The 23,182-nt window shown below is 70.8% G+C and carries 21 protein-coding genes; 16 read left to right on the forward strand and 5 right to left on the reverse strand.

Translation table 11 applies throughout. The features are described 5' to 3' along the window. Positions 1 to 115: 115 nt before the first annotated feature. Both ACFHVL_RS20610 and ACFHVL_RS20615 read left to right on the forward strand, forming a co-directional pair. On the forward strand, positions 116 to 652 hold the full coding sequence (locus ACFHVL_RS20610; protein ID WP_416629908.1) for a hypothetical protein: 537 nt from the start codon (positions 116 to 118) through the stop codon (positions 650 to 652). A 71-nt stretch (positions 653 to 723) separates the two neighbouring features. Continuing rightward, on the forward strand, positions 724 to 1,407 hold the full coding sequence (locus tag ACFHVL_RS20615) for a Crp/Fnr family transcriptional regulator (protein WP_416629909.1): 684 nt from the start codon (positions 724 to 726) through the stop codon (positions 1,405 to 1,407). A gap of 107 nt (positions 1,408 to 1,514) precedes the next feature. Here the strand turns inward: ACFHVL_RS20615 and ACFHVL_RS20620 are convergent, their stop codons facing one another. Both ACFHVL_RS20620 and ACFHVL_RS20625 read right to left on the reverse strand, forming a co-directional pair. Then, on the reverse strand, positions 1,515 to 1,973 hold the full coding sequence (locus ACFHVL_RS20620) for a septum formation family protein (RefSeq protein WP_416629911.1): 459 nt from the start codon (positions 1,971 to 1,973) through the stop codon (positions 1,515 to 1,517). A gap of 186 nt (positions 1,974 to 2,159) precedes the next feature. After that, positions 2,160 to 3,047 (reverse strand): septum formation family protein, encoded by an 888-nt coding sequence (locus tag ACFHVL_RS20625; protein WP_416629913.1) that lies wholly within the window; start codon positions 3,045 to 3,047, stop codon positions 2,160 to 2,162. Positions 3,048 to 3,328: 281 nt separating this feature from the next. Between ACFHVL_RS20625 and ACFHVL_RS20630 the strand changes: the two genes are divergently transcribed. Next, entirely contained in the window at positions 3,329 to 4,009 is a 681-nt protein-coding gene (locus ACFHVL_RS20630; protein WP_416629915.1) for a response regulator transcription factor, read from the forward strand. Positions 4,010 to 4,079: 70 nt separating this feature from the next. Here ACFHVL_RS20630 and ACFHVL_RS20635 read toward each other — a convergent pair whose 3' ends face one another. Genes ACFHVL_RS20635 through ACFHVL_RS20645 form a run of 3 tightly spaced genes read right to left on the reverse strand, consistent with a single transcriptional unit; the run spans position 4,080 to position 7,882 of the window. Then, positions 4,080 to 4,844 carry an enoyl-CoA hydratase-related protein gene (locus ACFHVL_RS20635; protein ID WP_416629916.1) on the reverse strand — a complete coding sequence of 255 codons (765 nt, stop codon included), beginning with the start codon at positions 4,842 to 4,844 and terminating at the stop codon, positions 4,080 to 4,082. 27 nt (positions 4,845 to 4,871) lie between these two features. Further along, positions 4,872 to 6,224 (reverse strand): hypothetical protein, encoded by a 1,353-nt coding sequence (locus tag ACFHVL_RS20640; RefSeq protein WP_416629917.1) that lies wholly within the window; start codon positions 6,222 to 6,224, stop codon positions 4,872 to 4,874. Continuing rightward, positions 6,221 to 7,882, reverse strand: coding sequence for an amino acid adenylation domain-containing protein (locus ACFHVL_RS20645; RefSeq protein ID WP_416629919.1), 1,662 nt, complete (start codon positions 7,880 to 7,882; stop codon positions 6,221 to 6,223). The genes ACFHVL_RS20640 and ACFHVL_RS20645 overlap by 4 nt, the downstream gene beginning before the upstream one ends. A 322-nt stretch (positions 7,883 to 8,204) precedes the next feature. Between ACFHVL_RS20645 and rpe the strand changes: the two genes are divergently transcribed. From rpe to ACFHVL_RS20710, 13 genes are all read left to right on the forward strand, one after another. After that, positions 8,205 to 8,885: a ribulose-phosphate 3-epimerase gene (gene rpe, locus ACFHVL_RS20650; RefSeq protein WP_416629920.1), complete on the forward strand. Its 681-nt coding sequence runs from the start codon at positions 8,205 to 8,207 to the stop codon at positions 8,883 to 8,885. Beyond that, on the forward strand, positions 8,882 to 9,844 hold the full coding sequence (locus ACFHVL_RS20655; RefSeq protein ID WP_416629922.1) for a response regulator: 963 nt from the start codon (positions 8,882 to 8,884) through the stop codon (positions 9,842 to 9,844). Before rpe ends, ACFHVL_RS20655 begins: the two co-directional genes overlap by 4 nt. Before the next feature lie 494 nt (positions 9,845 to 10,338). Continuing rightward, positions 10,339 to 11,400 (forward strand): bifunctional diaminohydroxyphosphoribosylaminopyrimidine deaminase/5-amino-6-(5-phosphoribosylamino)uracil reductase RibD, encoded by a 1,062-nt coding sequence (ribD, locus tag ACFHVL_RS20660; protein WP_416629923.1) that lies wholly within the window; start codon positions 10,339 to 10,341, stop codon positions 11,398 to 11,400. Positions 11,401 to 11,404: 4 nt separating this feature from the next. Further along, the gene (locus ACFHVL_RS20665; RefSeq protein WP_416629924.1) at positions 11,405 to 12,046 is read left to right on the forward strand and encodes a riboflavin synthase; all 642 of its coding nucleotides are present in this window, start codon (positions 11,405 to 11,407) and stop codon (positions 12,044 to 12,046) included. Next, a complete protein-coding gene (locus ACFHVL_RS20670) occupies positions 12,043 to 13,344 on the forward strand; it encodes a bifunctional 3,4-dihydroxy-2-butanone-4-phosphate synthase/GTP cyclohydrolase II (protein ID WP_416629925.1) in 1,302 nt (433 codons plus the stop codon). The genes ACFHVL_RS20665 and ACFHVL_RS20670 overlap by 4 nt, the downstream gene beginning before the upstream one ends. Next, positions 13,344 to 13,829 (forward strand): 6,7-dimethyl-8-ribityllumazine synthase, encoded by a 486-nt coding sequence (gene ribH, locus ACFHVL_RS20675; RefSeq protein WP_416629927.1) that lies wholly within the window; start codon positions 13,344 to 13,346, stop codon positions 13,827 to 13,829. Before ACFHVL_RS20670 ends, ribH begins: the two co-directional genes overlap by 1 nt. Before the next feature lie 124 nt (positions 13,830 to 13,953). Then, the gene (locus tag ACFHVL_RS20680) at positions 13,954 to 14,478 is read left to right on the forward strand and encodes a SigE family RNA polymerase sigma factor (protein ID WP_416629929.1); all 525 of its coding nucleotides are present in this window, start codon (positions 13,954 to 13,956) and stop codon (positions 14,476 to 14,478) included. After that, the gene (locus ACFHVL_RS20685; protein WP_416629931.1) at positions 14,478 to 15,584 is read left to right on the forward strand and encodes a Gmad2 immunoglobulin-like domain-containing protein; all 1,107 of its coding nucleotides are present in this window, start codon (positions 14,478 to 14,480) and stop codon (positions 15,582 to 15,584) included. The genes ACFHVL_RS20680 and ACFHVL_RS20685 overlap by 1 nt, the downstream gene beginning before the upstream one ends. 91 nt (positions 15,585 to 15,675) lie before the next feature. Beyond that, positions 15,676 to 15,939: a phosphoribosyl-ATP diphosphatase gene (locus tag ACFHVL_RS20690; protein WP_416629933.1), complete on the forward strand. Its 264-nt coding sequence runs from the start codon at positions 15,676 to 15,678 to the stop codon at positions 15,937 to 15,939. Positions 15,940 to 15,986: 47 nt separating this feature from the next. Then, on the forward strand, positions 15,987 to 16,835 hold the full coding sequence (gene hisG / locus ACFHVL_RS20695; RefSeq protein WP_416629935.1) for an ATP phosphoribosyltransferase: 849 nt from the start codon (positions 15,987 to 15,989) through the stop codon (positions 16,833 to 16,835). Between the two features lie 282 nt (positions 16,836 to 17,117). Then, positions 17,118 to 18,578 carry a benzaldehyde dehydrogenase gene (locus ACFHVL_RS20700; protein WP_416629936.1) on the forward strand — a complete coding sequence of 487 codons (1,461 nt, stop codon included), beginning with the start codon at positions 17,118 to 17,120 and terminating at the stop codon, positions 18,576 to 18,578. A 202-nt stretch (positions 18,579 to 18,780) separates the two neighbouring features. After that, positions 18,781 to 21,975 (forward strand): RICIN domain-containing protein, encoded by a 3,195-nt coding sequence (locus tag ACFHVL_RS20705; protein ID WP_416629938.1) that lies wholly within the window; start codon positions 18,781 to 18,783, stop codon positions 21,973 to 21,975. A 20-nt stretch (positions 21,976 to 21,995) separates the two neighbouring features. Next, positions 21,996 to 22,994 carry a DMT family transporter gene (locus ACFHVL_RS20710; protein WP_416629939.1) on the forward strand — a complete coding sequence of 333 codons (999 nt, stop codon included), beginning with the start codon at positions 21,996 to 21,998 and terminating at the stop codon, positions 22,992 to 22,994. The last annotated feature ends 188 nt before the right edge of the window (positions 22,995 to 23,182 follow it).

Below are 23,182 nucleotides of genomic sequence, written 5' to 3' on the forward strand. Positions count from 1 at the left end.
ACAGAACGGCAGGAGAAGAGATGCCATACAAGTACGGGATCGACGCGAGAGTCGGGTGGAAGACAAGTAGTAGTCCTACGCCACGACTCGGGTCGGTCTCACGTTCAATCGACGCATGGAGCAAAGCCAGAGGGCGAGCGGTGACGTCGGCCCGGACACGTGGCGTGATCTTCAAGTTGGTCTGACCACGGCGGCCTCACTGCAAACGTCGATCAGACACGCGGACGCCAAGGCGCTGGCCCTGCTGGCGGCCGAAGGGGCCGTCGCGGCTACGGTCGCCGACCAGGTCCTACCGAGGATGCTCGACGGCGCTCCGGCCGTCGTGGCGATCTCGGTCTTCCTCGCCGTCGGGATGGCCGCTGCTGTGGTGGTCACCACCTGCCGGCTCGCGATGTCGCTCCGGCCGCGGCTGGCCGGCGCCGGAGGTACCAACCGGTTTGGATTTCCCGACCTTGTCGCGGCTGGCGGACGCCCGTCGGCGGCCTCCATTCAACGGAACCGGGACGAGGCATGGGACTTCGTGATCGCCCTCGCTCGTATCGCCCTGGTCAAATATCTCTTGATCAGGAACTGTATGCCCTGGTTCCTGGTGACGCTGATCCTCGCTGGCGGCTTGCTGGTCGTCAGGGGAGTAGCGGACGCGTTGTCCTGAGTCGGACTTCGGACGGTAGCCAATTCTAATCCGTACGTGAATGATGTGGAGCGGATCACGAGGAGGTGCAGATGGAGAACGTCACCTGGCCACCGGGGACCTTCCTGGCCCGGCTCCAGCCGTCGACGCGCGAACGCCTCCTGTCGGTGGGGGTCCGACGGTCTGTGCAGGAGGCGCAGGTCATCCTCCGGGAGGGCGCCGAGGAGTCCTACGTGATCCTGCTGGACGACGCACTGGTCAAGGTCACCGCCGCGTTGACTGACGGCCGGCACGCTCTTCTGTCGATCCGGGTCACCGGCGACGTCATCGGTGAGATATCCGCGCTGAACGAGACGCCGAGGACGGCGACGGTCACCGCCTGCCGTCCATCGGTCATCCGCGTCGTCCACCGCAACGAGTTCATGGCCTTCCTTCGCGACAACCCCGACGCCGCCGTCACCGTGGCCGGCATCATCGCGGACCGTCTCCGCTGGGCCAACCGGCGCCGGATCGACTTCACCTCCTACCCGGTACGCGTCCGCCTGGCCCGGGTCCTGTGGGAGATCGCGGCCGCCTACGGGCGGCGGAGCCCGCAGGGCATGGTCGTCGACATCCGGTTGACCCAGGACGAGATGGCCACCCTCTGCGGAGCTGCGAAGATCAGCCTGCAGAAGGCACTCGGCGGGCTTCGGTCGGAGGGCATCGTCGCGACCCGCTACCGGGGAATCGTCGTACGAGACAGCGAGGCACTGCGTTCAGTCGCCCGCCTCGACTGAACCGCCCCGGTGCGGGCGCCGGGTGGGTCACCGACAGCGGCGACCTGCAACTGTTGGTACGTCCACCAGGTGGCCTCGTGTAGCGATTGTGCCGGAACCGGCGATGGCTACCAGACCGGCAGCAGGTCAGGCCCACCACCCCTGGCCGAGCGAGTCAGCGGGGGAGCAAGCTCGAACATGTACAGGAAACAACGGACCTGCCGATCTCCCTCGGCCCATCCCTGCGGGCTCGGCTCGAAGTACAGGGTGTTGATCCGCGAGGTCAGGTCGTCGTCGACCGGCAGCGCGGCGTAGCTCGCGACCATCCGTAGACACCGCTCGTGGACCGCGTCGTCCTCGACGTTGAAATCGTCGTAGTCGAATCCGTCGCTCTCGGCGTACGCGCCGACGAACTCGCTGCGGTGCGGCCGGTTGCAGTCGACCGGTTCCATGGCAGCGAGGTAGTCGTTGCTGTCCCACTGCGGTTCGTGGCAGGTGCCGGCCGCCGGGACGAAAGCGCTCGGTTCGTCGAACCCGCCCCAACTGCCGGGGAGGTCGCCGTCGAGCCTTGGCAGCAGGTGGTGCACAGCCGGCCATCGCGGTCAGCGACGCGGCGGTCAGCAGCGCCGCCAGTCTCGTCAGCACCAGTGAGCGGGCGTCCCGTCGTGGCGCGCCGGTCCACCGTCGTGCCAGGGCCGTCCGTCCCCTGTCGTCGGCTCAGGCGGCTGAGGCTACGACAGGGGAGGCGGTTCGATTCTCGGCCGGGGGCTGGGTCACTCGTACCTGATCGGTAGTGCGTTGGCGCCGCCGCCGCGCACCGACCGGGTCAGCAGTGGATCGGCGCGCCAGGCGAAGCAGCGGATCGTTCGGTCGCCGTCGGCCCAGTCCGACTTGGTGGGGTAGCCGTAGATGGTGCCGACCCGGTACTGCAGGTCGTCGTCGTCCGGGACCTTCGCGTAGCTGGCCACCACGGTCTTGCAGCGGCCGTGCACGTCGCTGGAGTTCAACTCGACCTCGCGGTAGCTGAGCTTGTCCTCGGTGTACGTTCCGGCGAACTCGGACTGGTGTGGCGAACCACAGTCGACCCGCTCGATGAGCGGCTCGTCGTCGACGGCGACGTCCGCCGAGTCGAAGCAGCGCAGCGGTACCGAACTTTCGTCGTCGGTCAGCACACCCTTGAGGGTGACCGACCGGGTGATGATGTTGCTGTCGTTGGCGCCGGAGGTCTCGCCGAGGTCGCAGCGCAACCAGCGGGCACCCCCGTCCCAGGCCTGCTGCGACGGGGTGACGACAACCAGCCGCAGCGTCCCGGCCTGCCAGGGTCCGCCGATGAACTCCGCGACCCGCTGGTCGCACTCGACGCGGGCAGCGAGCCGAGCAGCCGATCCCGCCTGCGGCGCGGTATCGCCCTCGGCATGCTCCCCAGTGAACGCTCCAACGTGCACGATTTCCACGATGTGCATCTGAGCGCAGTCGACCGGAATATAGTCGACCATGGCACCTTCGGTCGTCTCCCGGTTGTGGCAGGTGCCGACCGTCGGTACGAACGCGACCGGTTCGACGAAGGAAGCCCATCTGTCGGCCAGGTCACCGTCCACCCCGTCGGGCAACTTCGCGCAGCCGGCGACGGCTGCGACCGTCAGCGTCAGCGTCGTAAGCACCGCAGCGGTTCTGCTGCTGCCGCTTCTGACAATCCATTGTCCTGCCATGCCGTCGCTGCCCTTCGTCGCCCGCCTCGGCCGGCGAGCCTACGGCATAGAGCCGTCCGGTCACGGCGGCGGTATCGCCGGGCCGGTTGGGCGGCTGCCGTCGAGCGGCGGACCCGGTCTGTCGGGGGTCGACCCGGCGGAGTCTGACTAACTGGAATAGTTCAAGTCTTGACTGTTGATCGGTCGAATTTCCACGGGTTAACTATTCGATGTTTCGATGCGAACATGTCCCTATGGACGACCTGCTCGACGAGCCGCCCGGCCAACTGCTTCTCGTCGAGAACGATTCCGACATCGCCGATGCGTTGGTCACCCTCCTCAGCGCCGACGGATACCGCATCGACCTCGCCCGCGACGGACAACGTGGCCTGCATCTGGCACTGCACGATCGGTACCAGGTGATCGTGCTCGACCGGCGGCTACCGGGAATTGACGGCATGGACCTGGTCATCCGGCTACGTCGCCGGGCCGTCGCCGCGCGGGTCCTGCTGATCGGCGCGCTCGCCGATCCGGCGGAACGGGTCCGGGGTCTGGACGCCGGCGCCGACGACTACCTCGTCAAGCCGTTCGACCTTGCCGAGCTGCGGGCCCGGGTGCGGGCGCTGAGCCGGCGCCGGTTCGACGCGGCCGAGCTGATCCCGATCGGGGCCGGGCGGCTCGATCTCACCCAACGCCGCGTGCGGCTGCCCGACGGCCGCCAGGTCGCGCTCAGTGCACGCGAGTTCGCCCTGATCCGGCTGCTCGCCACCCAACCGACGACAGTGCACAGCCGCGGTCCGCTGCGGCGGCGGGTCTTCGGCGCCGACAGATCGCCAGCCATCGTGGACACATATGTGCACTATCTTCGGCGCAAGCTCGGCGGCGGCGTCGTGCGAACCGTACACGGGCTCGGATACCAGATCGGCACCCTCTGAAGGAGCGATCAGCCGACCGGGGCAGGCAGGCCACCCGGCCGGCTGATCGTCGGGTCCGCCGTCGAGGTCGTCAGTGACCGGTGAACCGGGCCGGACGCTTGTCGAGAAAGGCCTCCATGCCCTCGCGCCGGTCCTCGGTGACGAACAGTGAGTGGAAGACCCGCCGCTCGAACAGCACGCCAGCGGTCACCCCGACCTCCTCGGCCTGGGCGACCGCCTCGCGGGCCAGCAGCGTTGCCAACTTGCTCTGCGCCGCCACCGTCGCTGCGGCTGCCTGCGCCTCGGCCAGCAGCCGGTCCGCCGGCACCACCCGGGACACCAGGCCGAAGCGTTCCGCTTCGGCGGCGTCCAACTGTCGCCCGGTCAGGATCAGATCCATCGCCCGGGCCCGACCCACCAGCCGGGTCAGTCTCTGGGTGCCGCCCATGCCGGGCATCACCCCGAGCCGCAGCTCCGGCTGGCCGAAGCGGGCGCCCTCCGCGGCGAAGATCAGGTCGCACATCATCGCCAGCTCACAACCACCACCGAGGGCGAATCCGGCGACCGCGGCGATCTTCGGAGTACGCAGAGCGGCGAACGCGTCCCAGCCGGCGAAGTGATCCTCCAACGCCACGTCGAGGAACGACTTGCCGGCCATCTCCCGGATGTCGGCACCGGCAGCGAACGCCTGCTCCGAGCCGGTCACTACGAAGCAGCCCACCCCGGGATCCCGGTCCAGTGGCCGCAACGCCGCCACCAGTTCGTCCAGCAGCGCGCCGTCCAGCGCGTTGCGTACCTGTGGGCGGCACAGCCGTACGGTGACCACCCGGTCGTCCTTGTCGATCACGATGTTCATTGCATCTCCCTGTCGTCCCATCCGCTGTCAGGAATCCCAGATCGCGCCGTACGCAGGAATGCCCCGCCGTTCCAGGCTGTGCACCACCTGCCAGGTCAGCCGCCGGTTCGAGATGCAGATGACCGCTTCGGCGTCGAACTCGACGTACGCCTGGTAGGCCAGCGTGAGCATGTCCGGCTTGCCGTCGCGGGCGGTGTCCCACAGCACCGCGTCGCTCTGCCGATCGAGGATCTCGGCCACCAGCTCCTCGCCGAAGGTCTCCCGGTGTCGCCGTGCCGCCCAGACCAGCCTGGCCGGCACCTGCCCGGCCAGCAGGTGCGGAAGGACCGGGCCGATACCGCTGCCGGTCGCCACGTACACGACGCGGCGGAACAGCGTCTCGATGTTGGCCACCCCGGCGGTCGGGATTCCCTTGACCCAGACCCGGTCGGGCGTCTCATCGATGAACTGCCCGGTCCAGTCGCCGGCCCGGGAGATCGCCAGCCGAAATCCGTCGTGCTCCGGTGCCGGCACGTTGGCGAAGGAGTGCCACTGCCGCAGCGGGTTGCGGCTCACCGGGGTGGACGAGCCAGGGAACGGCGTCACCCCGTGGTTGAACCGGACCAGGGCGACATGCGACGACGGACGAACCACCTCGACAGCGACGCGGCGCAACCGCAGCCAGGGCAGCGCGACGCTCGCCGTCAGCAGGGCCAGCACCCACGCCTGGGGCATGCCGGCGAGCGCTGCCGGGTGACCGGCCAGCAGCGCGCTCTGCACCCACAGCAGCAGTAGTGCCGCCCAGCCACCGAAGCGGTGGACCAGTTCGAAGAGGTCGTGGTGGGCCGCCCGAACCGGCGGCAGTGCGGTGGCCACCATCGCCAGCAGTGCGACGGCGACCGCGAATCCCGTCGACAACGCTGCGGTGCCGCCCGGTCCGCGTTGGACGGTCATCGCGACCAGCTGTGCCAGGAACCAGCCGGTGCCGGCCAGCGCGGCACCGACGTGCAGCCCGCCGAAGTGGTACACCTTGCCCAACGTCGCGCGGATTCGCAGCGGCCACCGCACCGGAGCCCGGGTGGCGAGCCAGAAGAAGAAGTTGATGACGTACTGCTGGCGGACCAGGACGGCCAACGCCACGTTGGCCAGCGCCGCCGCTCCGAGGGCGCTCGCCGCGTCCGGGCCCTGCCACCAGCCGGCGGTGCCGCCCTGCCACGCCAGCCCGACGTTGCCGGCGAGCACCGCCGCGACCAGTCGGTGGTGGTGCATGAAGCGTGGGTGGGCGAGAAGTCGGCGCAACCCGGGGACGACCGGCGGCAGCGGCGGCCCGTCAGCCGGCCGGGCGTCCGCCTCGGCGACCGGGGCCGGTACCGGCGGCTGCCGGGTCGACGTGGCGCTCACCTCGCCGCCTCGACCGGAGCGGGCAGTGCCGGCCGGTCGGTGGCGAGCCGCCGCAGCGCCGCCCGGTCCACCTTGCCCCGGCCGGTCATCGGCAGCTCGGGCAGCGGATGTACGACCGCCGGCACGCAGTAGTAGGGCAGTGCGGCGGCGACCGCGTCGCGGCACCGCTGCGAATCCACCTCGGCGGGAGTGACGAAGCAGACCAGATCCTGGTCGGTGAGTTTGAGGGTGACCGCCTGCCGGCAGCCGGGCACCGCCTCCAGCACGGCCGAGACCGAGTCCAACTCGACCCGGAAGCCGCGCACCTTGACCTGGTCGTCGGTGCGGCCCAGGTGCTCCAACTCGCCGTCGGTGGTCCAGCGGCCCAGGTCACGGGTGCGGAACATCAGCCGGCCTCCGCCGAGGAACGGGTCGAGGGCGTACCGCTGTGCGTTGAGCGGCTCGTTGTCCAGGTAGCCGGCGGAGACGCAGTCCCCACCGGCCCACATCTCGCCCACCTCGCCGATGCGGCACGGCCGCCCGGCGGGGTCCAGCACGTAGACGGTGTTGTTCGGCGTCGGTCGGCCGATGGTGAGCCGGGCGGCGTCCGGGCGATGCCGCTGCATGGTGTTGACGATGGTCGTCTCGGTCGGGCCGCAGCAGTTGTAGAAGACGCGGTCGGCGGCCCACCGGTCGGCCAGCGGGCGTGGGCACGGCTCGCCGGCGACCGCCACCACCTTGACCCGTACGCACCGGTCCGGGTCGATGCGGCTGAGGACGGTGGGGGTGGCGATGACGACGTCGCAGCGGGCGGCGGTGGCGGTGAGGTCGCGGTCGCGGATGAGTAGCGTCCCGCCGTGGCCGAGACAGCCGAGGATCTCCCAGGCGGCCATGTCGAACGCGACGTTGAGTAGCTGCCCGACCCGCCAACCTGGCTGGATGCCGAGGTCACCGGGGCTGGTGAGCAGGATGTTGGCCACGTTGCGGTGGGTCACGGTGACCCCGTTGGGCCGTCCGGTGGTGCCGGAGGTGAACAGGACGTAGCAGCCGTCGTCGGCCCGGACCGGCCGGGTCGGACGCGCCGGACGGGCGCGCGTCGGCACGGGACGCGCCAGCAGTTCGTCGACGGCGATCCGGGGCACCCCCGGCAGTTTCGGGACCTGGCCCATCGCGTCGGCCGTGGTGAGCACGGCACGGCACCGAGCGGTCGACATGATCTGCCGTAGCTGCCCGGCCGGGGCGATCCGGACGTCCTGCGGTACGTAGGCCGCGCCCGCCTTGAGGACGGCCAGAATGGCCACGAGCATGGGGATCGACCGGCTGGTGAAGACGCCCACGGTGTCCCCGGTCCGTACGCCGAGGGCGATCAGCCGGTGGGCGAGCCGGTCGGCGTGGCCGTCCAGCGCGCGGTAGCTGATCGTGATCCCGAGGTGTTCGGCCGCGGTGGCATCCGGTGTGGTGCGTGCCCAGTGTTCGATGGCCTGATGGATACGCTTTTGCGGCACCGGCGTGGTCGGTCCCTGCCCGAATGTGCGGAACAATCGACGGTCCGGCAGCGGAAGATGATTCAGCAGCGGGCCCTGCCAGCCATTTCCTGACGAGGGCCGGGTGATGTTGCGCGGTCGACCGGCGGTGCGCGGTGGCGCGTCGTCGATCGTGCCGGAGTGGTGCACAGGCATGGCGTTGCTCCTCGATCCCGTACCGCCTGATGCGGTTCGACATATCGATGGTCGCCACTTTTTATGTGAAATTCCTTAGACTTTTTCTTTTGTTGCTGATGAAATACTGGAAATCTAGAAATAGTCGGTAACTCGTTCGGTCAACCGGCGGATCGGCCAGTGGGTGCCGACGGTCCTCGGCGAGGTGGTCGCCGCCCGGCGACCGAGTCGGCTGGCCGCTGCCCGGGATGCCGTCCGACCTGTCTGTACGATTTTGTGATGATCCAGCGTTGATCTGCGGTGGCGGATGCCGAACGCTTGCTCACGTTCGTAGACTGGCGCGGTGACCGCACCAGCGCCGATCATCGCGCCGAGCATCCTGGCTGCCGACTTCTCCCGCCTGGCCGACGAGGCCCGGGCGGTCGAGGGAGCAGCCGACTGGTTGCACGTCGACGTGATGGACAACCACTTCGTGCCGAACCTCACGATCGGGTTGCCGGTGGTGCAGAGCCTGTTGCCGGTGACGTCGCTGCCGTTCGACGTACACCTGATGATCACCGATCCGCGTCGCTGGGCGCCCGGCTACGCCGACGCTGGCGCGTACAACGTGACGTTCCACGCCGAGGCCTGTGACGACCCGGTCGCGTTGGCCAAGGAGTTGCGCTCCGCCGGGGCGAAGGCCGGCCTGGCGATCGACCGGGACACCCCGGTCGAGCAGTACCTCGACCTGCTGCCCAGCTTCGACACGCTGCTGATCATGACGATCAAGGCCGGGTTCGGCGGCCAGCGGTTCATCCCGGAGATGCTGGACAAGGTCCGGGCCGCCCGCCGGCATGTCGCCGCCGGTCACCTGGAGTTGCGGATCGAGGTCGACGGCGGGATCGCCGCCGACACCATCGAGGCGGCGGCGGCCGCCGGGGCGGACGCCTTCGTCGCCGGCACCGCCGTCTACGGTGCCGAGGACCCGGCCGAGGCGGTACGCAAGCTGCGGATCAGCGCCGAACGGACCACGCCACGGTGGTGAGCCCGGAGGGGGCCGAGTCCCGGCCGGATCTGATCCTGGTCGTCGACGACGATGTCGACATCGCCCGATTCGTTGAGGTCAATCTGCGGTTGCACGGCTTCGACGTGAAGCTCGCCCACGACGGCCAGGAAGCACTGGAGGTCATCGAGCGGCACCGGCCCGATCTGGCCGTGGTCGACCTGATGATGCCCCGCATCTCCGGGTTGGAACTCACCCGCCGGCTGCGCGCCGATCCGATGACCGCCGCGTTGCCGATCATCATGTTGACCGCGAAGGGGATGACGGTCGACAAGGTCGTCGGCCTGACCGCCGGCGCTGACGACTACCTGGTCAAACCGTTCGACACCTCGGAGCTGATCGCCCGGGTGAGTTCCACCCTGCGGCGTAACCGCGAGTACCGGGAGGTCTCGCCGCTGACCGGGCTGCCGGGCAACACCCGGGTCAGTCGGGAGATCACCGACCGGATCCGCAGCAGCGCCGACTACGCGGTCGGCTACGTCGACATCGACCGGTTCAAGAGCGTCAACGACGTGTACGGGTTCGGCCGTGGCGACGAGTTCATCACCGCGCTGGCCCGGTGCATGCACCGGGCCGTGGTGGCCGTCGGGTTGCCGCCGGCGTTCCTCGGCCATATCGGCGGCGACGACTTCGTGGTGGTCTGCGCACCGGAGCAGGTGCGGCCGATCATCGAGCAGGCGATCGTGGCCTTCGAGAAGGCGGCCGACGAGCTCTACGACCCGTCCGACGCGCAGCGCGGGTACGTCGAGGTGAAGGACCGCCGGGGCAATCTGCAGAAGGCCGCCCTGGTGACGCTCTCGGTGGGGGTGGCGGTGTCGGCCGGGTCGCGCCGGTTCAGCGAACCACGCGAGATCATCACCGTGGCCAACGAGATGAAGTCGGTGGCCAAGAGCCAGCCCGGCTCGTTCATCGCGGTCGACCGGCGGCTGTCCACCAGCTGACCTCGGTATTCCCCGTTCAGTCGGCCTGACTGTCAGCTATCTGACAGTTGTGAAGTCGGTCGCGTCCCTGGCGGCAGCCTCCGGTATCCGTGTAACACTCGAATCAGTACCCACCACGCGCTGGCGGGACTCGGTGAAATTCCGAACCGGCGGTGATCCACGGCACCAGCTGTGGTCAGCCCGCGACCCGGACGTCACACGACGTCCGGTGGACCTGGTGAGAACCCAGGGCCGACGGTTGGGCCAGACCGTGCCGATCCGGCATGGACCAGCCCAGACAGTCCGGATGGGAGACAGCGCGCGGAACGGACGCTCTGGTGTGGCGTGCCGAACGGCACCGCCATGCCCGTGCAGCGCCCCGGGGCCGGTCTGTCGTGGCCGCGCACCGAGGTGATCCGCCGCCGCATCCGCTGTCGCCGCCGTCCACCGACGGGCCGGCACCTCCCACCCGCCGCCGCGCACCCCGGCAGGCAGGCGAGGAGAAACAGACAGCCATGGCGATCCTCTCCGAGCACGATGCGATGCGACGTGCCGTCGACCTCGCCGTACGCGGCCTTGGCTCAGTGAGCCCCAATCCGATCGTCGGTTGCGTCCTGCTCGACGGCACCGGCCATGTCGTCGGCGAAGGCTTCCACGCCTACGCCGGCGGACCACACGCCGAGATCGTCGCCCTGGCCCAGGCCGGCGACCGCGCCCGCGGCGGCACCGCCGTGATCACCCTCGAACCCTGCAACCACATCGGCCGCACCGGACGCTGCTCGACCGCACTGGTCGCCGCCGGTCTCGCCCGCGTCGTGCTCGCCGTACCCGACCCCAACCCGATCGCCGCCGGCGGCGCCGACACGCTGCGCGCCGCCGGCATCGACGTCTCGGTCGGACTGGGCGCAGACGAGGCCGAAGCCGCCAACATCGCCTGGCTCACCGCCGTGCGTCGTCGCCGGCCCTACATCACCTGGAAGTACGCCGCCACCCTCGACGGCCGATCCGCTGCCACCGACGGCACCAGCATGTGGATCACCTCGGAAGCGGCCCGCACCGACGTTCACGCGCTGCGTGGCACCGCCGACGCGATCATCGCCGGGGTCGGCACCGTGCTCGCTGACGACCCCCGGCTCACCGCCCGCAACCCGCGCGACGGCAGCCTCGCCGTCCGGCAACCGCTGCGGGTCGTCGTCGACAGCTCCGGGCGTACCCCCGCCGACGCCCGGGTCCGCGACGCCGCCGCGCCCACCTGGATCGCCACCACCGCGGACGTCGGCGCCGACCACCTCGGCCGGGTCGACATCACCGCCCTGCTGAGCGCGCTCTACGACCGCGGTATCCGGTCCGCGCTGCTCGAAGGCGGCCCGGCGCTCGCCGGGGCGTTCCTGCGGGCCAACCTGGTCGACCGGGTCGTCGGCTACCTCGCCCCCAGGCTGCTCGGTGCCGGTGCCGCCGCGCTCGGTGACGCCGGTGTGCGCACCATCGCCGAGGCCATCGACCTGACCATCGTCGATGTCACCCAGGTCGGCCCCGACCTGCGGATCACCGCCGAACCCCGGCAGAAAGAGGGCTGAGTCGATGTTTACCGGGATCATCGAGGAGCTGGGCGAAGCCGCCGGGATCACCTGGCAGGGCGACAGCGGGGTACTCACCGTGCGCGGGCCGCTGGTCGCCGCCGACGCCCGGCACGGTGACTCCATCGCCGTCGACGGCGTCTGCCTCACCGTCGTCGCCGTCGACGGCGAGCGGTTCACCGTCGACGTCATGCGGGAGACCTTCGACCGCAGCTCCCTGGGCGCCCTGCGTCCGGGCGAGCCCGTCAACCTGGAACGGGCCGCAACCCTGGCCACCCGCCTCGGCGGGCACCTGGTGCAGGGCCACGTCGACGGCGTCGGCACCGTGTTGTCCCGTACCCCGGGCGAACGGTGGGAACAGGTCCGGTTCAGCCTGCCGGCCGGTCTGGAGCGCTACGTCGTCGAGAAGGGCTCGATCACCGTCGACGGCATTTCGTTGACCGTGATGGAGGTGCACGACGGCGACGCCGACCGGACCGACGACACCGGCTGGTTCAGCGTCGGACTGATCCCCACCACACTGCAACTCACCACCCTCGGTCGGGCACCGGTCGGGGCACTGGTCAACCTGGAGGTCGACGTGATCGCGAAGTATGTGGCGAAGCAACTCGGCAGCGTGCCGGCGACCAGCGGGGTCCGCGCGTGAGCGCCGCAGGGTTCGGCACCGTCGAACAGGCCCTCGACGACCTGGCCGCCGGCCGGGCCGTCGTCGTCGTCGACGACGCCGATCGGGAGAACGAGGGCGACCTGATCTTCGCCGCCGAACACGCCACCGCCGAACTCGTCGCCTTCATGGTGCGCTACACCTCCGGCTACATCTGCGCCCCACTGCTCGAAGCCGAATGCGACCGGCTCGACCTGCCGCCGATGTACCACACCAACCAGGACCGGCGCGGCACCGCGTACACGGTCGCCGTCGACGCCCGCGAAGGTGTCAGCACCGGCATCTCCGCCGCCGACCGTGCGCACACCCTGCGGCTGCTCGCCGACCCGGCCACCAGCCCGGCCGACCTGGCCCGACCCGGCCACGTCGTGCCGCTGCGCGCCCGCGCCGGCGGGGTGCTGCACCGCCCCGGGCACACCGAGGCCGCCGTCGACCTGGCCCGGCTCGCCGGCCTGAATCCAGCCGGGGTGCTCTGCGAGTTGATCAACGACGACGGCACCGTGATGCGTCTGCCTGACCTGGAGAAGTTCTCGGCCGACCACGGGATCACCCTGATCACCATCGCCGACCTGATCGCTCACCGGCGGCGCACCGAGATCCAGGTGCGGCGCGGCTCGCAGGCCCGCCTGCCGATGCCGTACGGCGTCTTCCGCGCGGTCGGATACCACGTCGCCGACGACCCCGTCGAACACCTGGCCCTGGTCCACGGCGACATCGACGACGGACGCGACGTGCTGGTGCGGGTCCACTCCGAATGCCTCACCGGAGACGTGTTCGGCTCGCTGCGCTGCGACTGCGGCCCACAACTGGACGCCGCCCTCGCGCGGATCGCCGCCGAAGGTCGCGGCGTGGTGCTCTACCTGCGCGACCACGAGGGCCGCGGTATCGGGCTGGTGCACAAGTTGCGCGCCTACCAGCTGCAGGACCAGGGCCGCGACACCGTCGACGCCAACCTGGAGCAGGGCCTGCCGGCCGACGCCCGCGACTACGGCACCGGGGCACAGATCCTGACCGATCTCGGCGTACGGTCGATCCGGCTGCTCACCAACAACCCGGACAAGATCTCCGGGCTCGCCGGCTACGGTCTGCACGTCCTCGGACGTGAATCGTTGACCGTCCACCCCCATCCGGAGAATGTGCGCTACCTGCGGACCAAACGTGACCGGATGGGCCACCTGCTCGACGAACTCGACCACGTCGAGCAGATCGACCGGTCCGACGAACACGGCCCCGTCGGCGAGATCAACCCTGTCGGCGAGCTTTCCGGAGGACGAGCGTAATGGCCGGATTCGGGGAACCCGGAGTCTCCACCGTCGACGCCGGCGGGCTGACCGTCGGCGTCGTCGCCGCCCGCTGGCACGGCGACCTGGTCGATGCGATGCTCGCCCGAGCCCTGGCCGCCGCCGCCGCCTGCGGCGTCGCCGGGGTGCAGGTCGCCCGGGTCGCCGGCTCCGTGGAACTGCCCGTCGTCGCCCAGGCCCTGGCCCGGCAATGTGACGCGGTGGTCGCCCTCGGCGTGGTGGTACGCGGTGCCACCGCCCACTTCGACTACGTGTGCAAGTCCGTCACCGAGGGACTCACCAGGGTCTCCCTGGACGAATCCACCCCGGTCGGGCACGGCGTGCTCACCGTCGAGACCATCGACCAGGCCCGGGACCGCGCAGGACTGCCCGACTCGATCGAGGACAAGGGCTGGTCGTCGATGGTAGCGGTACTGGATGCCGTGCTGGCCCTGCGGACGCTGCGCCCGGTCCCGGTGAACTGATCCGCCCTGCCTGTCGCTGACCCGTCACGTTCCCGCCGCTGGAGCGGTAAACCAGATGCGCTGGTGACACGTCGTAGTTGGCGTGACACCCGAACTGGTTACCGGCCTGTGCACGGGGAGGACGATGCCGCGGCAGCGGACGCAGACATCGGTGTGGGCGGCGGACGAGGCGGTCACCCGCCTGTTCGCCGCGCACTGCCGGTCGTTGGTGCGGCTCGCCACCCTGCTGCTGCGCGAACCCGGCATGGCGGAGGAGATCGTGCAGGACGCCTACGTCGCCCTGCACAGCCGTTGGTGGCGGCTGCGCGACGAAGACAAGGCGCTGGCGTACCTGCGGGTCACCGTCTGCAACCGGTGCCGCTCGGCGATCCGGCACCGGCGGGTCGTGCAGGCCCACCTCGCCGCCGCGCGCCCAGACCCCGACGCGCCCAGCGCTGAAGCCGGCGCGCTGGACCAGCTCCGCCACGACGATGTGGTGATCGCGCTGCGCGCCCTGCCGCCCCGCCAGCGGGAGGCGATCGTGCTGCGCTACTACGCCGACCTGTCCGAGGCGCAGATCGCCGAGACGATGGGCGTCAGCCGGGGCGCCGTCAAGAGCCACACCGCACGCGGCATCGCCGCCCTGCGTAGCAGCCTGGACGGACTGTGATGGACAACCACGACACCCAGCCCGGCGGAGAAGACCTGCTGCGCCGGGTCCTGCGCGGTCACGCCGACCGGGTCGACATCAGCCCGGAGGCGCTGACCTCGATCCAGGAGAAGATCGAAGCCCGGCGGCGCAGCCGCGTCCCGGTGGCCCTGCTCGGCACCGCCGCCGCGACCGTCGCCGCCACGTTCGTCGGTGTCGTCGGCTGCCTGCCGACCCCGCCGCCCGCCCCGCCGCCCGGGGCGGCCACCGCCGGACCCGTCCCGCCCGACGCGACCCCCGGCGACCTGGCCAGCCGGTCACCGGGCGGCCTCGACGGCCAGATCACCGACCATGCAACCGTGGCCCCACCGACCTCCGGCACCGCCGGGGAACAGGCCGGCGACGCCGTCGCCACCCTGCCGGTCTACTACGCCGGTGAGGTCGACGGCCAGCTGCGGCTCTACCGGGAGTTCCACCGCTTCGAACTGGGCAGCTCGGACGTCCTCGGCGAGCTGAGCGCCGCCCTCGCCGAAATGCTCTCCGGCAGCCGGCTGCGTGACCCCGACTACCGCACCCTCTGGCCGACCGGTGCCGCCGTGACCAGCGTCTGGACCCAGTACGACATCGTCGGGGTCAACATCAGCGGCGCCGAGGTCGCCAACCTCGACGCGGCCGGTGCCGCCACCGCCGTACAGCAGCTCGCCTGGACGGTCGCGGGAGTCGTCGGCGGCAACCCGCGGATCCGGCTGCTGCTCGACGGCGAACCGGTCGACCGGCTGTGGGGCCACGTCGACACCAGTCGCGAGATCGTCAAGGGAGCTCCGCTGGACACCCTGGCCATGCTCTGGCTGATCGAACCGCAGCACGGCGACACCGTCGGACGTACCTTCACCGTGCACCTCGCCGGCAGCGTCTTTGAAGCCACCGCGCAGCTACGGGTCCGCCAGGGCGGGCAGGTCGTCCACCAGCGGCACGTCACCCTCGACGCCGGCGCACCCGGGCGTGGTGAAGCCACCGTCGAGCTGACCCTGGCACCGGGGGCGTACACCATCGAGGCGTACGAGGAGTCGATGGTCGAAGACGAGGGCGAACGGCACCTCGCCGACGTGGCGGTCACCGTACGGTGACCCCGCGCCTGCCCCGCGCGGTGATCAGCTGGTGGACCGGCGCGGACCCGGTGCGCACCCACCTGCCAACGGGCTGCCACAATCAGGCACCGTGAAGACGTTCGAGGAGCTGTTCGCCGAGCTACAGGCCAAGGCAGCGGCTGGGACCCCCGGCTCGTCGACGGTGGCCGCGCTGGAGCGTGGCGTGCATGCCATCGGCAAGAAGGTCGTCGAGGAGGCGGCCGAGTCGTGGATGGCCGCCGAGCACGAGAGCCCGCAGCGGGCCGCCGAGGAGATTTCCCAGCTGCTCTATCAGGCGCAGGTGCTGATGCTGGCCACCGGACTGGAACTCGAGGACGTCTACCGACATCTCTGACCCGCCCTTGTGACCGTGCACCGCTGATCAACAGGAGCGAGACCGAGATGCTGCGCATCGCCGTACCCAACAAAGGCACCCTTTCCGGACCGGCCGCCGAGATGCTGCGCGAGGCCGGCTACCGCCAACGCACCGACCCCAAGGACCTCGTCTGCCGTGACGCGGCCAACGACGTCGAGTTCTTCTACCTGCGCCCCCGCGACATCGCCACCTACGTCGGCACCGGTGAGCTGGAGCTCGGCATCACCGGCCGGGACCTGCTGATCGACTCGGCCAGCCCGGCCGAGGAGCTGCTCGACCTCGACTTCGGCGGCGCGACGTTCCGGTTCGCCGCCGGCCCGCAGACCCTGAGCCGGGTCCCCGAGGAGATCGCCGGGCGGCGCATCGCCACCGCGTACCCCGGGGTGGTCGAGCGCTACCTGGGCGAACACGGGCTGAAGGCCGAGGTGATCCGGCTCGACGGCGCGGTGGAGAACGCAATCCGCCTCGGTGTGGCCGACGTCATCGCCGACGTGGTGGAGACCGGCGCCACGCTGCGCCAGGCCGGCCTGGTCACCGTCGGCGAGCCGATCCTGCGCTCCTCGGCGGTGCTGGTGCACCCGGCCGGCACCCCCACCACCGGCCAGGCCGACCAGCTGATCCGTCGCCTGCAGGGCGTGCTGGTGGCCCGTCGGTACGTGATGCTCGCCTACGACGTGCGCGCCGACCTGCTGGAGCAGGCGAGCGCGCTCACCCCGGGCATCGAGTCGCCGACCATCTCACCGCTGCACCGGGAGGGCTGGGTGGCGGTGCAGGCGATGGTCCGCCGCGCCGAGGTGCACCGGATCATGGACGAGCTGTACGAGGTCGGCGCCCGCGCCATCCTGGTCACCTCGATCCACGCCTGCCGCCTCTGAGCACGGCCGTCGCGCGTTTCCCAACCACCGGATGGCGCGGGCGGATCGGGCGTAGGGGCGGGTGCCCCTGGCGCACAACCCCGACGACGAGGAACGCCAACGGTCCCGCACCCTGCTGGTGCTGTAGCACGGCCACCGAGCCCGTTCCTCACCAGCCGCATGGTCCAGCGGGCCCGGACCTGACAATTGGGTGATTGTTGCGTTCCGGTGGTGGATCTCGGGCGGTTTCGGGAAGGTTACGACGGACACCTTGAGGTTCGTGACCAGACCGGAGGCTCACTCATGGGACTGCTCGACACGACGACGTGGCGGGGCATGATCTACAGCGGCGGCTGGATCGAGGCGGCGGGTGGCACCCGACCCGTCCGGTCGCCCGCCACCCGGGAGGAGATCGGCCAGGTCGGGCTGGCCAACCCTGACGACGTGACGCGGGCCTGCGTCCAGGCCGCGCAGGCGCAGCGCGACTGGGCCGCGGCCCGGTACCTGGACCGGGCCGCGGTGTTGCGCCGGGCCGGGCAGTTGTTCGAGCAGTACGCCGACGAGATCGGCGACTGGCTGGTCCGCGAGGCCGGCTCCATCCCGCCCAAGGCCGGGGTGGAGACGACCACCGCCGCGCAGGAGTGTTACGAGGCCGCCGCGCTCGCCTCACACCCGCTCGGCGAGATCCTGCCCAGCGCGCAGCCCCGGCTGAGCCTGGCCCGGCGGCTGCCGGTCGGCGTGGTCGGCGTGATCTCCCCGTTCAACTTCCCGCTCATCCTGTCGATCCGGTCGATCGCCCCGGCGCTGGCGCTCGGCAACGCCGTGGTGTTCAAGCCGGACCCGCGTACGGCGGTCAGCGGTGGGGTGGCGCTCGCCCGGATCTTCCAGGAGGCGGGCCTGCCCGACGGGCTGTTGCACGTGTTGCCCGGTGGAGCCGACGTGGGGGAGGCGCTGGTCGCCGCCGGGCAGGTACGGGTGGTCAGCTTCACCGGCTCGACCGCCGCCGGTCGTAAGGTCGGCGAGGCCGCCGGTCGCCACCTCAAGCGGGCCCACCTGGAGCTGGGCGGCAACTCGGCGCTGATCGTGCTCGACGACGCCGACCTCGACCTCGCCGCCTCCGCCGGCGCCTGGGGTTCGTTCCTGCACCAGGGGCAGATCTGCATGACGACCGGCCGGCACCTGGTGCACGAGAGCGTCGCCGAGCGCTACGTCGAGAAGCTGGCCGAGAAGGCGGATCATCTGCCGGTCGGCGACCCGGCCAAGGGGCAGGTGGCGCTCGGGCCGATCATCGACGAACGGCAGCGCGACAAGATCCATTCGCTGGTCACGGCGAGTGTGGACGCCGGTGCCCGGCTGGCCGCTGGCGGCACCTACGACGAGCTGTTCTACCGGCCGACCGTGCTGGCCGACGTCACCGCCGACACTCCGGCGTTCGCCCAGGAGGTCTTCGGTCCGGTCGCCCCGGTGGCCACCTTCGCCGACCTGGACCAGGCCGTCGAGCTGGCCCGTGATTCCGAGTACGGCCTGTCGCTGGGCATCCTCAGCCGGGACGTGATGAAGGCGCTGGCGCTGGCCGACCGGATTCCCAGCGGCATCGTGCACATCAACGACCAGACAGTCGACGACGAGGCGGTGGCGCCATTCGGTGGGGTCGGTGCCTCCGGCACCGGGGCCCGGTTCGGTGGGCCGACCGCCAACATCGAGGCGTTCACCGAGACGCAGTGGGTCACCATGCAGGGCGACATCGCCCGGTACCCGTTCTGATCTCTGCCGTTCACAGGCTTGACGCTGGTGGGTGGCGGTGCCACCATCAGGGCCGATGTTTACGTAAACATTGCCGGGCTGTGTCGATGGTGATCCGTGGGACGACGCAGCCCGGTGACACTCTGGCCGACCGACGCACCGACGGCGCCGCTGTTTACGCGAACATCACCGTTGGTCGCGTACCGAAGGAGGCCCGTCCACCGTGCAAGGACACAGCTCGGCAGCACGACTCGGCGCGGCGCTGAGCGCCACCGCCCTGGCGGTCGGCGCCGTCGTCGGCATCCCCGCCCCCGGATCCGCCGGCCCCAACCCCTCGACCTCGGCCACCGAGGCCGCGAACACCGTGGTCACCGTCCGTCCCGACCCGGCGTACCAGGGCCAGAAGTTCGAAGGCTGGGGCACCAGCCTGGTCTGGTTCGCCAACGCCACCGGCGGCTACCCCGACGAGATCCGCGAGCAACTCGCCGAGCTGCTCTTCGGCGACGACGGGCTCAACCTCAACATCGCCCGCTACAACATCGGCGGCGGCAACGCCCCCGACGTGCCCGACTACCTGCGCCCCGGCGGTGCCGTACCCGGCTGGTGGCAGGCCCCGGCCGGCACCACCCGCGACGACCGCGACTGGTGGGACCCGGACGACCCCGACCACTGGAACCTCGACGCCGACCCGGCGCAACGCTGGTGGATCGACCGGATCGCCGACGACGTCACCCACTGGGAGACGTTCAGCAACTCGCCGCCCTGGTTCCAGACCGTCAGCGGCTACGTCTCCGGCGGCTTCGACGCCAACGCCGAGCAGCTCCGCCCGGACACCCTCGAGGACTTCGCCACCTACCTCGTGCGGGTCACCCAGCACCTGGAACAGGCGCACGGCATCACCGTCGACACCATCGACCCGCTCAACGAGCCGAACACGCCGTACTGGTCGACCCGGCTCGGCGCTGACGGACAACCGGTCGGCGGCCGCCAGGAAGGCGCCCACGTCGGCCCGGCAGTGCAACAGCAACTGATCGACGCGGTCCACGCCGAACTGCGGGCCGCCGGCAGCGACACCGCGATCTCCGCGATGGACGAGACCAACCCTGGCGCCTTCCTCACCAACTGGAACGCGTACGGCGTCGACGTGCGCGACCGCGTCGCCCAACTGAACGTGCACACCTACGGCACCGGGCAGCGCACCGCCGTCCGGGACGTCGCCAAGGGCGCGGACAAGCCACTGTGGATGAGCGAGGTGGAGGGTTCCTGGGGCAGCGGGGCCCAGAACTTCACCAGCATGCTCCCCGGCCTCGGCATCGCCCAGCACATCGTCGGCGACCTGCGCGAGCTGGAGCCGACCGCCTGGGTGCTGTGGCAGCCGGTCGAGGACTACGACAACATGGCGCCCGGCGGCGAGTTCCCGCTCGGCGGCAACTGGGGCAGCATCCAGGTGCCGTTCGACTGCACGGCCACCGACACTCTGCAGACCTGCCCGATCTACACCAACACCAAGTTCCACACCCTGCGCAACTTCACCCACCACATCCGCCCTGGCGACCGACTGATGAAGGTCGACGACCCGAACAGCGTCGCGGCGATCTCCACCGGCAAGCGGGCCACCGTCGTACACGTCAACTCCGCCACCGAGGCGCGGACCGTGCAGCTCGACCTGTCGGCGTTCCGCATCGTCGAACCGGGCGCGTCGGTGACCCCGATCGTCACCGACGTCGACGGGGCCCTGCGCCAGGGCACCCCGGTGGCCGTCACCGACCGCACCGCGCGGCTCGACGTACCCGCCCAGTCGGTGACCACCTTCCTGATCGAGGGCGTCTCCGGGGTCCTGCTGGACACCTCGCTGATCCGCGACAACCACGTCTACCGGATCCAGGGCGTGCAGAGCGGCCGGTCACTGACCCCGGCGGGTACCGGCGCGGTGATCCGCACCGACGCCCCGCACGACGCCAGCCAGCTGTGGCAGCTCACCAAGCTCACCGAGGGCCACCACAACCGGGCCCGGTACGCCGTCACCACCGTCGACGGCGGCCGCCGACTGTCCGTCGTCGACGGCGCCACCGTCGTCGTCCCGGACACCGGCGAACCCGACCCGCAGGCCCAGTGGATGCTCTCCACCACCGGCGACGGCACGTACACCTTCGTCAACGTCGGCACCGGCCGGCTGCTCGACGTCGGCGGCCAGGCCACCAACGACGGTGCTCCGGTCTCCACCTGGCTGCCGAACTCCGGGGTCAACCAGCTCTGGCGGATCATCGACGAGAAGATCGTCGGCCTCGAACCGGTCGAGCTGTTCACCACGCCCGGCGTCGCGCCGCAGCTGCCGGCGACGGTGGTGCCGCGCACCCGCGACGGCGTCCGGGACCTGCTCCCGGTCACCTGGCGCGACGTCGCCCCGGTGCGCTGGAAGCAGCCGGGCACGGTGCCCGTCACCGGCCGGGTCGTCGACGCGCAGGGCCGCACCCACCTCGCCCGGGCCACGGTCGTCGTCGACACCCTCACCGCCACCGAACCGACCCGGGCGAAGACCTTCGTCGGTGGACTGCCCGACCTGCCCGCGACCGTCACCGCGGTCTCCGCGCAGGGCGTCACGGTCGAACGCCCCGTCGAGTGGGACACCCCCGCCGCCGGTGCGTTCGACCATCCCGGCGTCGTCACCCTCGCCGGCCGGGCCGACGCGGGCGAGGGACGCACCGTGGCGGCGACCGTCCGGATCCAGGTCACCGACCCGGTCGAGGCAAAGGCGGCGGCCGCCGGGGCCACCGCGACCTTCACCGAACCCGGATACTCCGCGGCCGGCCTGATCAACGGCAACCTCACCGACAAGGCATGGTCGAACTGGCGGTCCGGGACGAAGAACACCGCCGACACGCTCACCGTCACGCTGCCCCGGGACCGCGCACTCACCCGGGTGGTCACCCACTTCTACCGGGACGGCTCCGACAGCTACGCCCGTACCCTGCAGGTGCAGGTCCGCGACGCGCAGGGTGACTGGGTCGACGCCGGCGCCGCGGTGACCGTCCCCACCGGCACGCCGGCCGCACCGGTGGTGTCGGTGCCGGTCGCGGCGACCACCGACGCGGTACGGGTCGTCCTCACCGCACACCCGGACCGGCACATGACGGTCAGCGAGATCGAGGTCTTCGCCCAGGTGCCGGGGACCTCCGCCGACGCGACGGCCGCCTCGATCGCCCTCGACGGGGTGCCGCTGGCCGGCTTCGACCCCGACCAGACGGCGTACACCGTGCCGGCCGGGCTGCGGCTTCCGCAGGTCAGCGCGGTCGCCGTCGACCCGTACGCGCGGGTCGTCGTGGCTCAGGCGGACGCCGACGGGCGGGTCGCGACCGTGAGCCTCACCAGTGAGGACGGCACCCAGACCCGGACGTACCAGGTCAGCTTCTCGGATTGACCGGCAGGGACACTGATCGGGTGCAACCACCGGACCATCCACCAGCCACCGATCGGGCGGTGGCGCTCCGCGTCGCCGGAGCGCTGCCGCCCTGGCTGGCGTTGACCATCGCCGGGTTCGGCGGGGTGGCGTCCGCCTCGCAGAGCGCGGTCAACGCCGAGCTCGGTGCCCGGATGGGCAGCGCCGCCATCGGCGCGGTGGTCAACAACATCGGCGGCTCGCTGCTGGTCGCCCTCGGACTGCTGCTCATCCCGTCGATGCGGGCGGGGCTGCGTACCCTGCGGACGGCCCGGCTGCCGTGGTGGACCTACCTCGGCGGGATCGGCGGGGCGTTCTTCGTCACCGCCGCCACCTACACGGTGCCGGTGCTCGGGGTGGCGGTGCTGACCATCGCCCAGGTGGCCGGCAACAGCCTCGGCGGGTTGGCGGTGGACCGGGTCGGGCTGGCCCCGGCCGGGCGCATCGCCATCACCGGCCCCCGGCTGGTCGGGGCGCTGCTCGGCGTCGGGGCGGTCGTGGTGGCGCAGCTCGGCCGGCCGGTCGGGCAGCTCGCGGTCGGGCTGATCGTGCTCGCCGTCGCCGCGGGGCTGGCGGTGGCGATCCAGTCAGCGCTCAACGGTCGGGTCTCGGCGGCCAGCACGACTGCCATGGCAACGGTGGCGAACTTCGTGGTCAGTACACCGCTGGTGCTGATCGCCGCCGGGCTGCTGGGCGCGTACGGGGCGGCGGCCAGCGGTGGATGGCCGGGTCAGTGGTACCTCTATCTCGGCGGCCTGTTCGGGGTGTGCATCGTGGTGGCGTTGCTGATCGGCGTCCGGTCGGTCGGGGTGCTGCGGACCGGGCTCGGGGTGGTCGCCGGTCAACTCGTCGGGGCGTTGCTGATCGACGTCGTCGTCCCGGGCGGTCCCGGAGCCGGCATCGGCCTGCTGATCGGCGCGGCGTTGATCATCGTGGCCGTGTTGGTCTCCGGCCGAGGCGCCCGCACACCCGTCGGCCTCACCCGCCTCACCCGCCCATGATCGCGACGATCTTGCGCTTATCGACGGACAATTCGGGCAAAGGCTCTCGATAACTGCAAGATCGTCACGGGGAGGTGTCACGGGGAGGTGTCACGGGGAGGCGAGGTGGGTGGGGTGCGGGGTAGCTGACTGTTGGCGCTCCGGGCATCTATGGCGCTCTTGAAGCTGCTATGATGCTGGCGTGAACC

The organism is Micromonospora sp. LOL_023 (assembly GCF_048060115.1).
Lineage (GTDB): Bacteria > Actinomycetota > Actinomycetes > Mycobacteriales > Micromonosporaceae > Micromonospora_E.

What these genes read in the sequence shown, in the direction of transcription:
- ACFHVL_RS20615 (WP_416629909.1), top strand. Translation starts at nt 724, where the DNA reads ATGGAGAACGTCACCTGGCCACCGGGGACCTTCCTGGCCCGGCTCCAG.
- ACFHVL_RS20700 (WP_416629936.1), top strand. Translation starts at nt 17,118, where the DNA reads ATGGGACTGCTCGACACGACGACGTGGCGGGGCATGATCTACAGCGGC.
- ACFHVL_RS20630 (WP_416629915.1), top strand. Translation starts at nt 3,329, where the DNA reads ATGGACGACCTGCTCGACGAGCCGCCCGGCCAACTGCTTCTCGTCGAG.
- ACFHVL_RS20665 (WP_416629924.1), top strand. Translation starts at nt 11,405, where the DNA reads ATGTTTACCGGGATCATCGAGGAGCTGGGCGAAGCCGCCGGGATCACC.
- hisG (WP_416629935.1), top strand. Translation starts at nt 15,987, where the DNA reads ATGCTGCGCATCGCCGTACCCAACAAAGGCACCCTTTCCGGACCGGCC.
- ribD (WP_416629923.1), top strand. Translation starts at nt 10,339, where the DNA reads ATGGCGATCCTCTCCGAGCACGATGCGATGCGACGTGCCGTCGACCTC.
- ACFHVL_RS20610 (WP_416629908.1), top strand. Translation starts at nt 116, where the DNA reads ATGGAGCAAAGCCAGAGGGCGAGCGGTGACGTCGGCCCGGACACGTGG.
- ACFHVL_RS20680 (WP_416629929.1), top strand. Translation starts at nt 13,954, where the DNA reads ATGCCGCGGCAGCGGACGCAGACATCGGTGTGGGCGGCGGACGAGGCG.
- ACFHVL_RS20645 (WP_416629919.1), bottom strand. Translation starts at nt 7,882, where the DNA reads ATGCCTGTGCACCACTCCGGCACGATCGACGACGCGCCACCGCGCACC.
- ACFHVL_RS20685 (WP_416629931.1), top strand. Translation starts at nt 14,478, where the DNA reads ATGGACAACCACGACACCCAGCCCGGCGGAGAAGACCTGCTGCGCCGG.
- ribH (WP_416629927.1), top strand. Translation starts at nt 13,344, where the DNA reads ATGGCCGGATTCGGGGAACCCGGAGTCTCCACCGTCGACGCCGGCGGG.
- ACFHVL_RS20635 (WP_416629916.1), bottom strand. Translation starts at nt 4,844, where the DNA reads ATGAACATCGTGATCGACAAGGACGACCGGGTGGTCACCGTACGGCTG.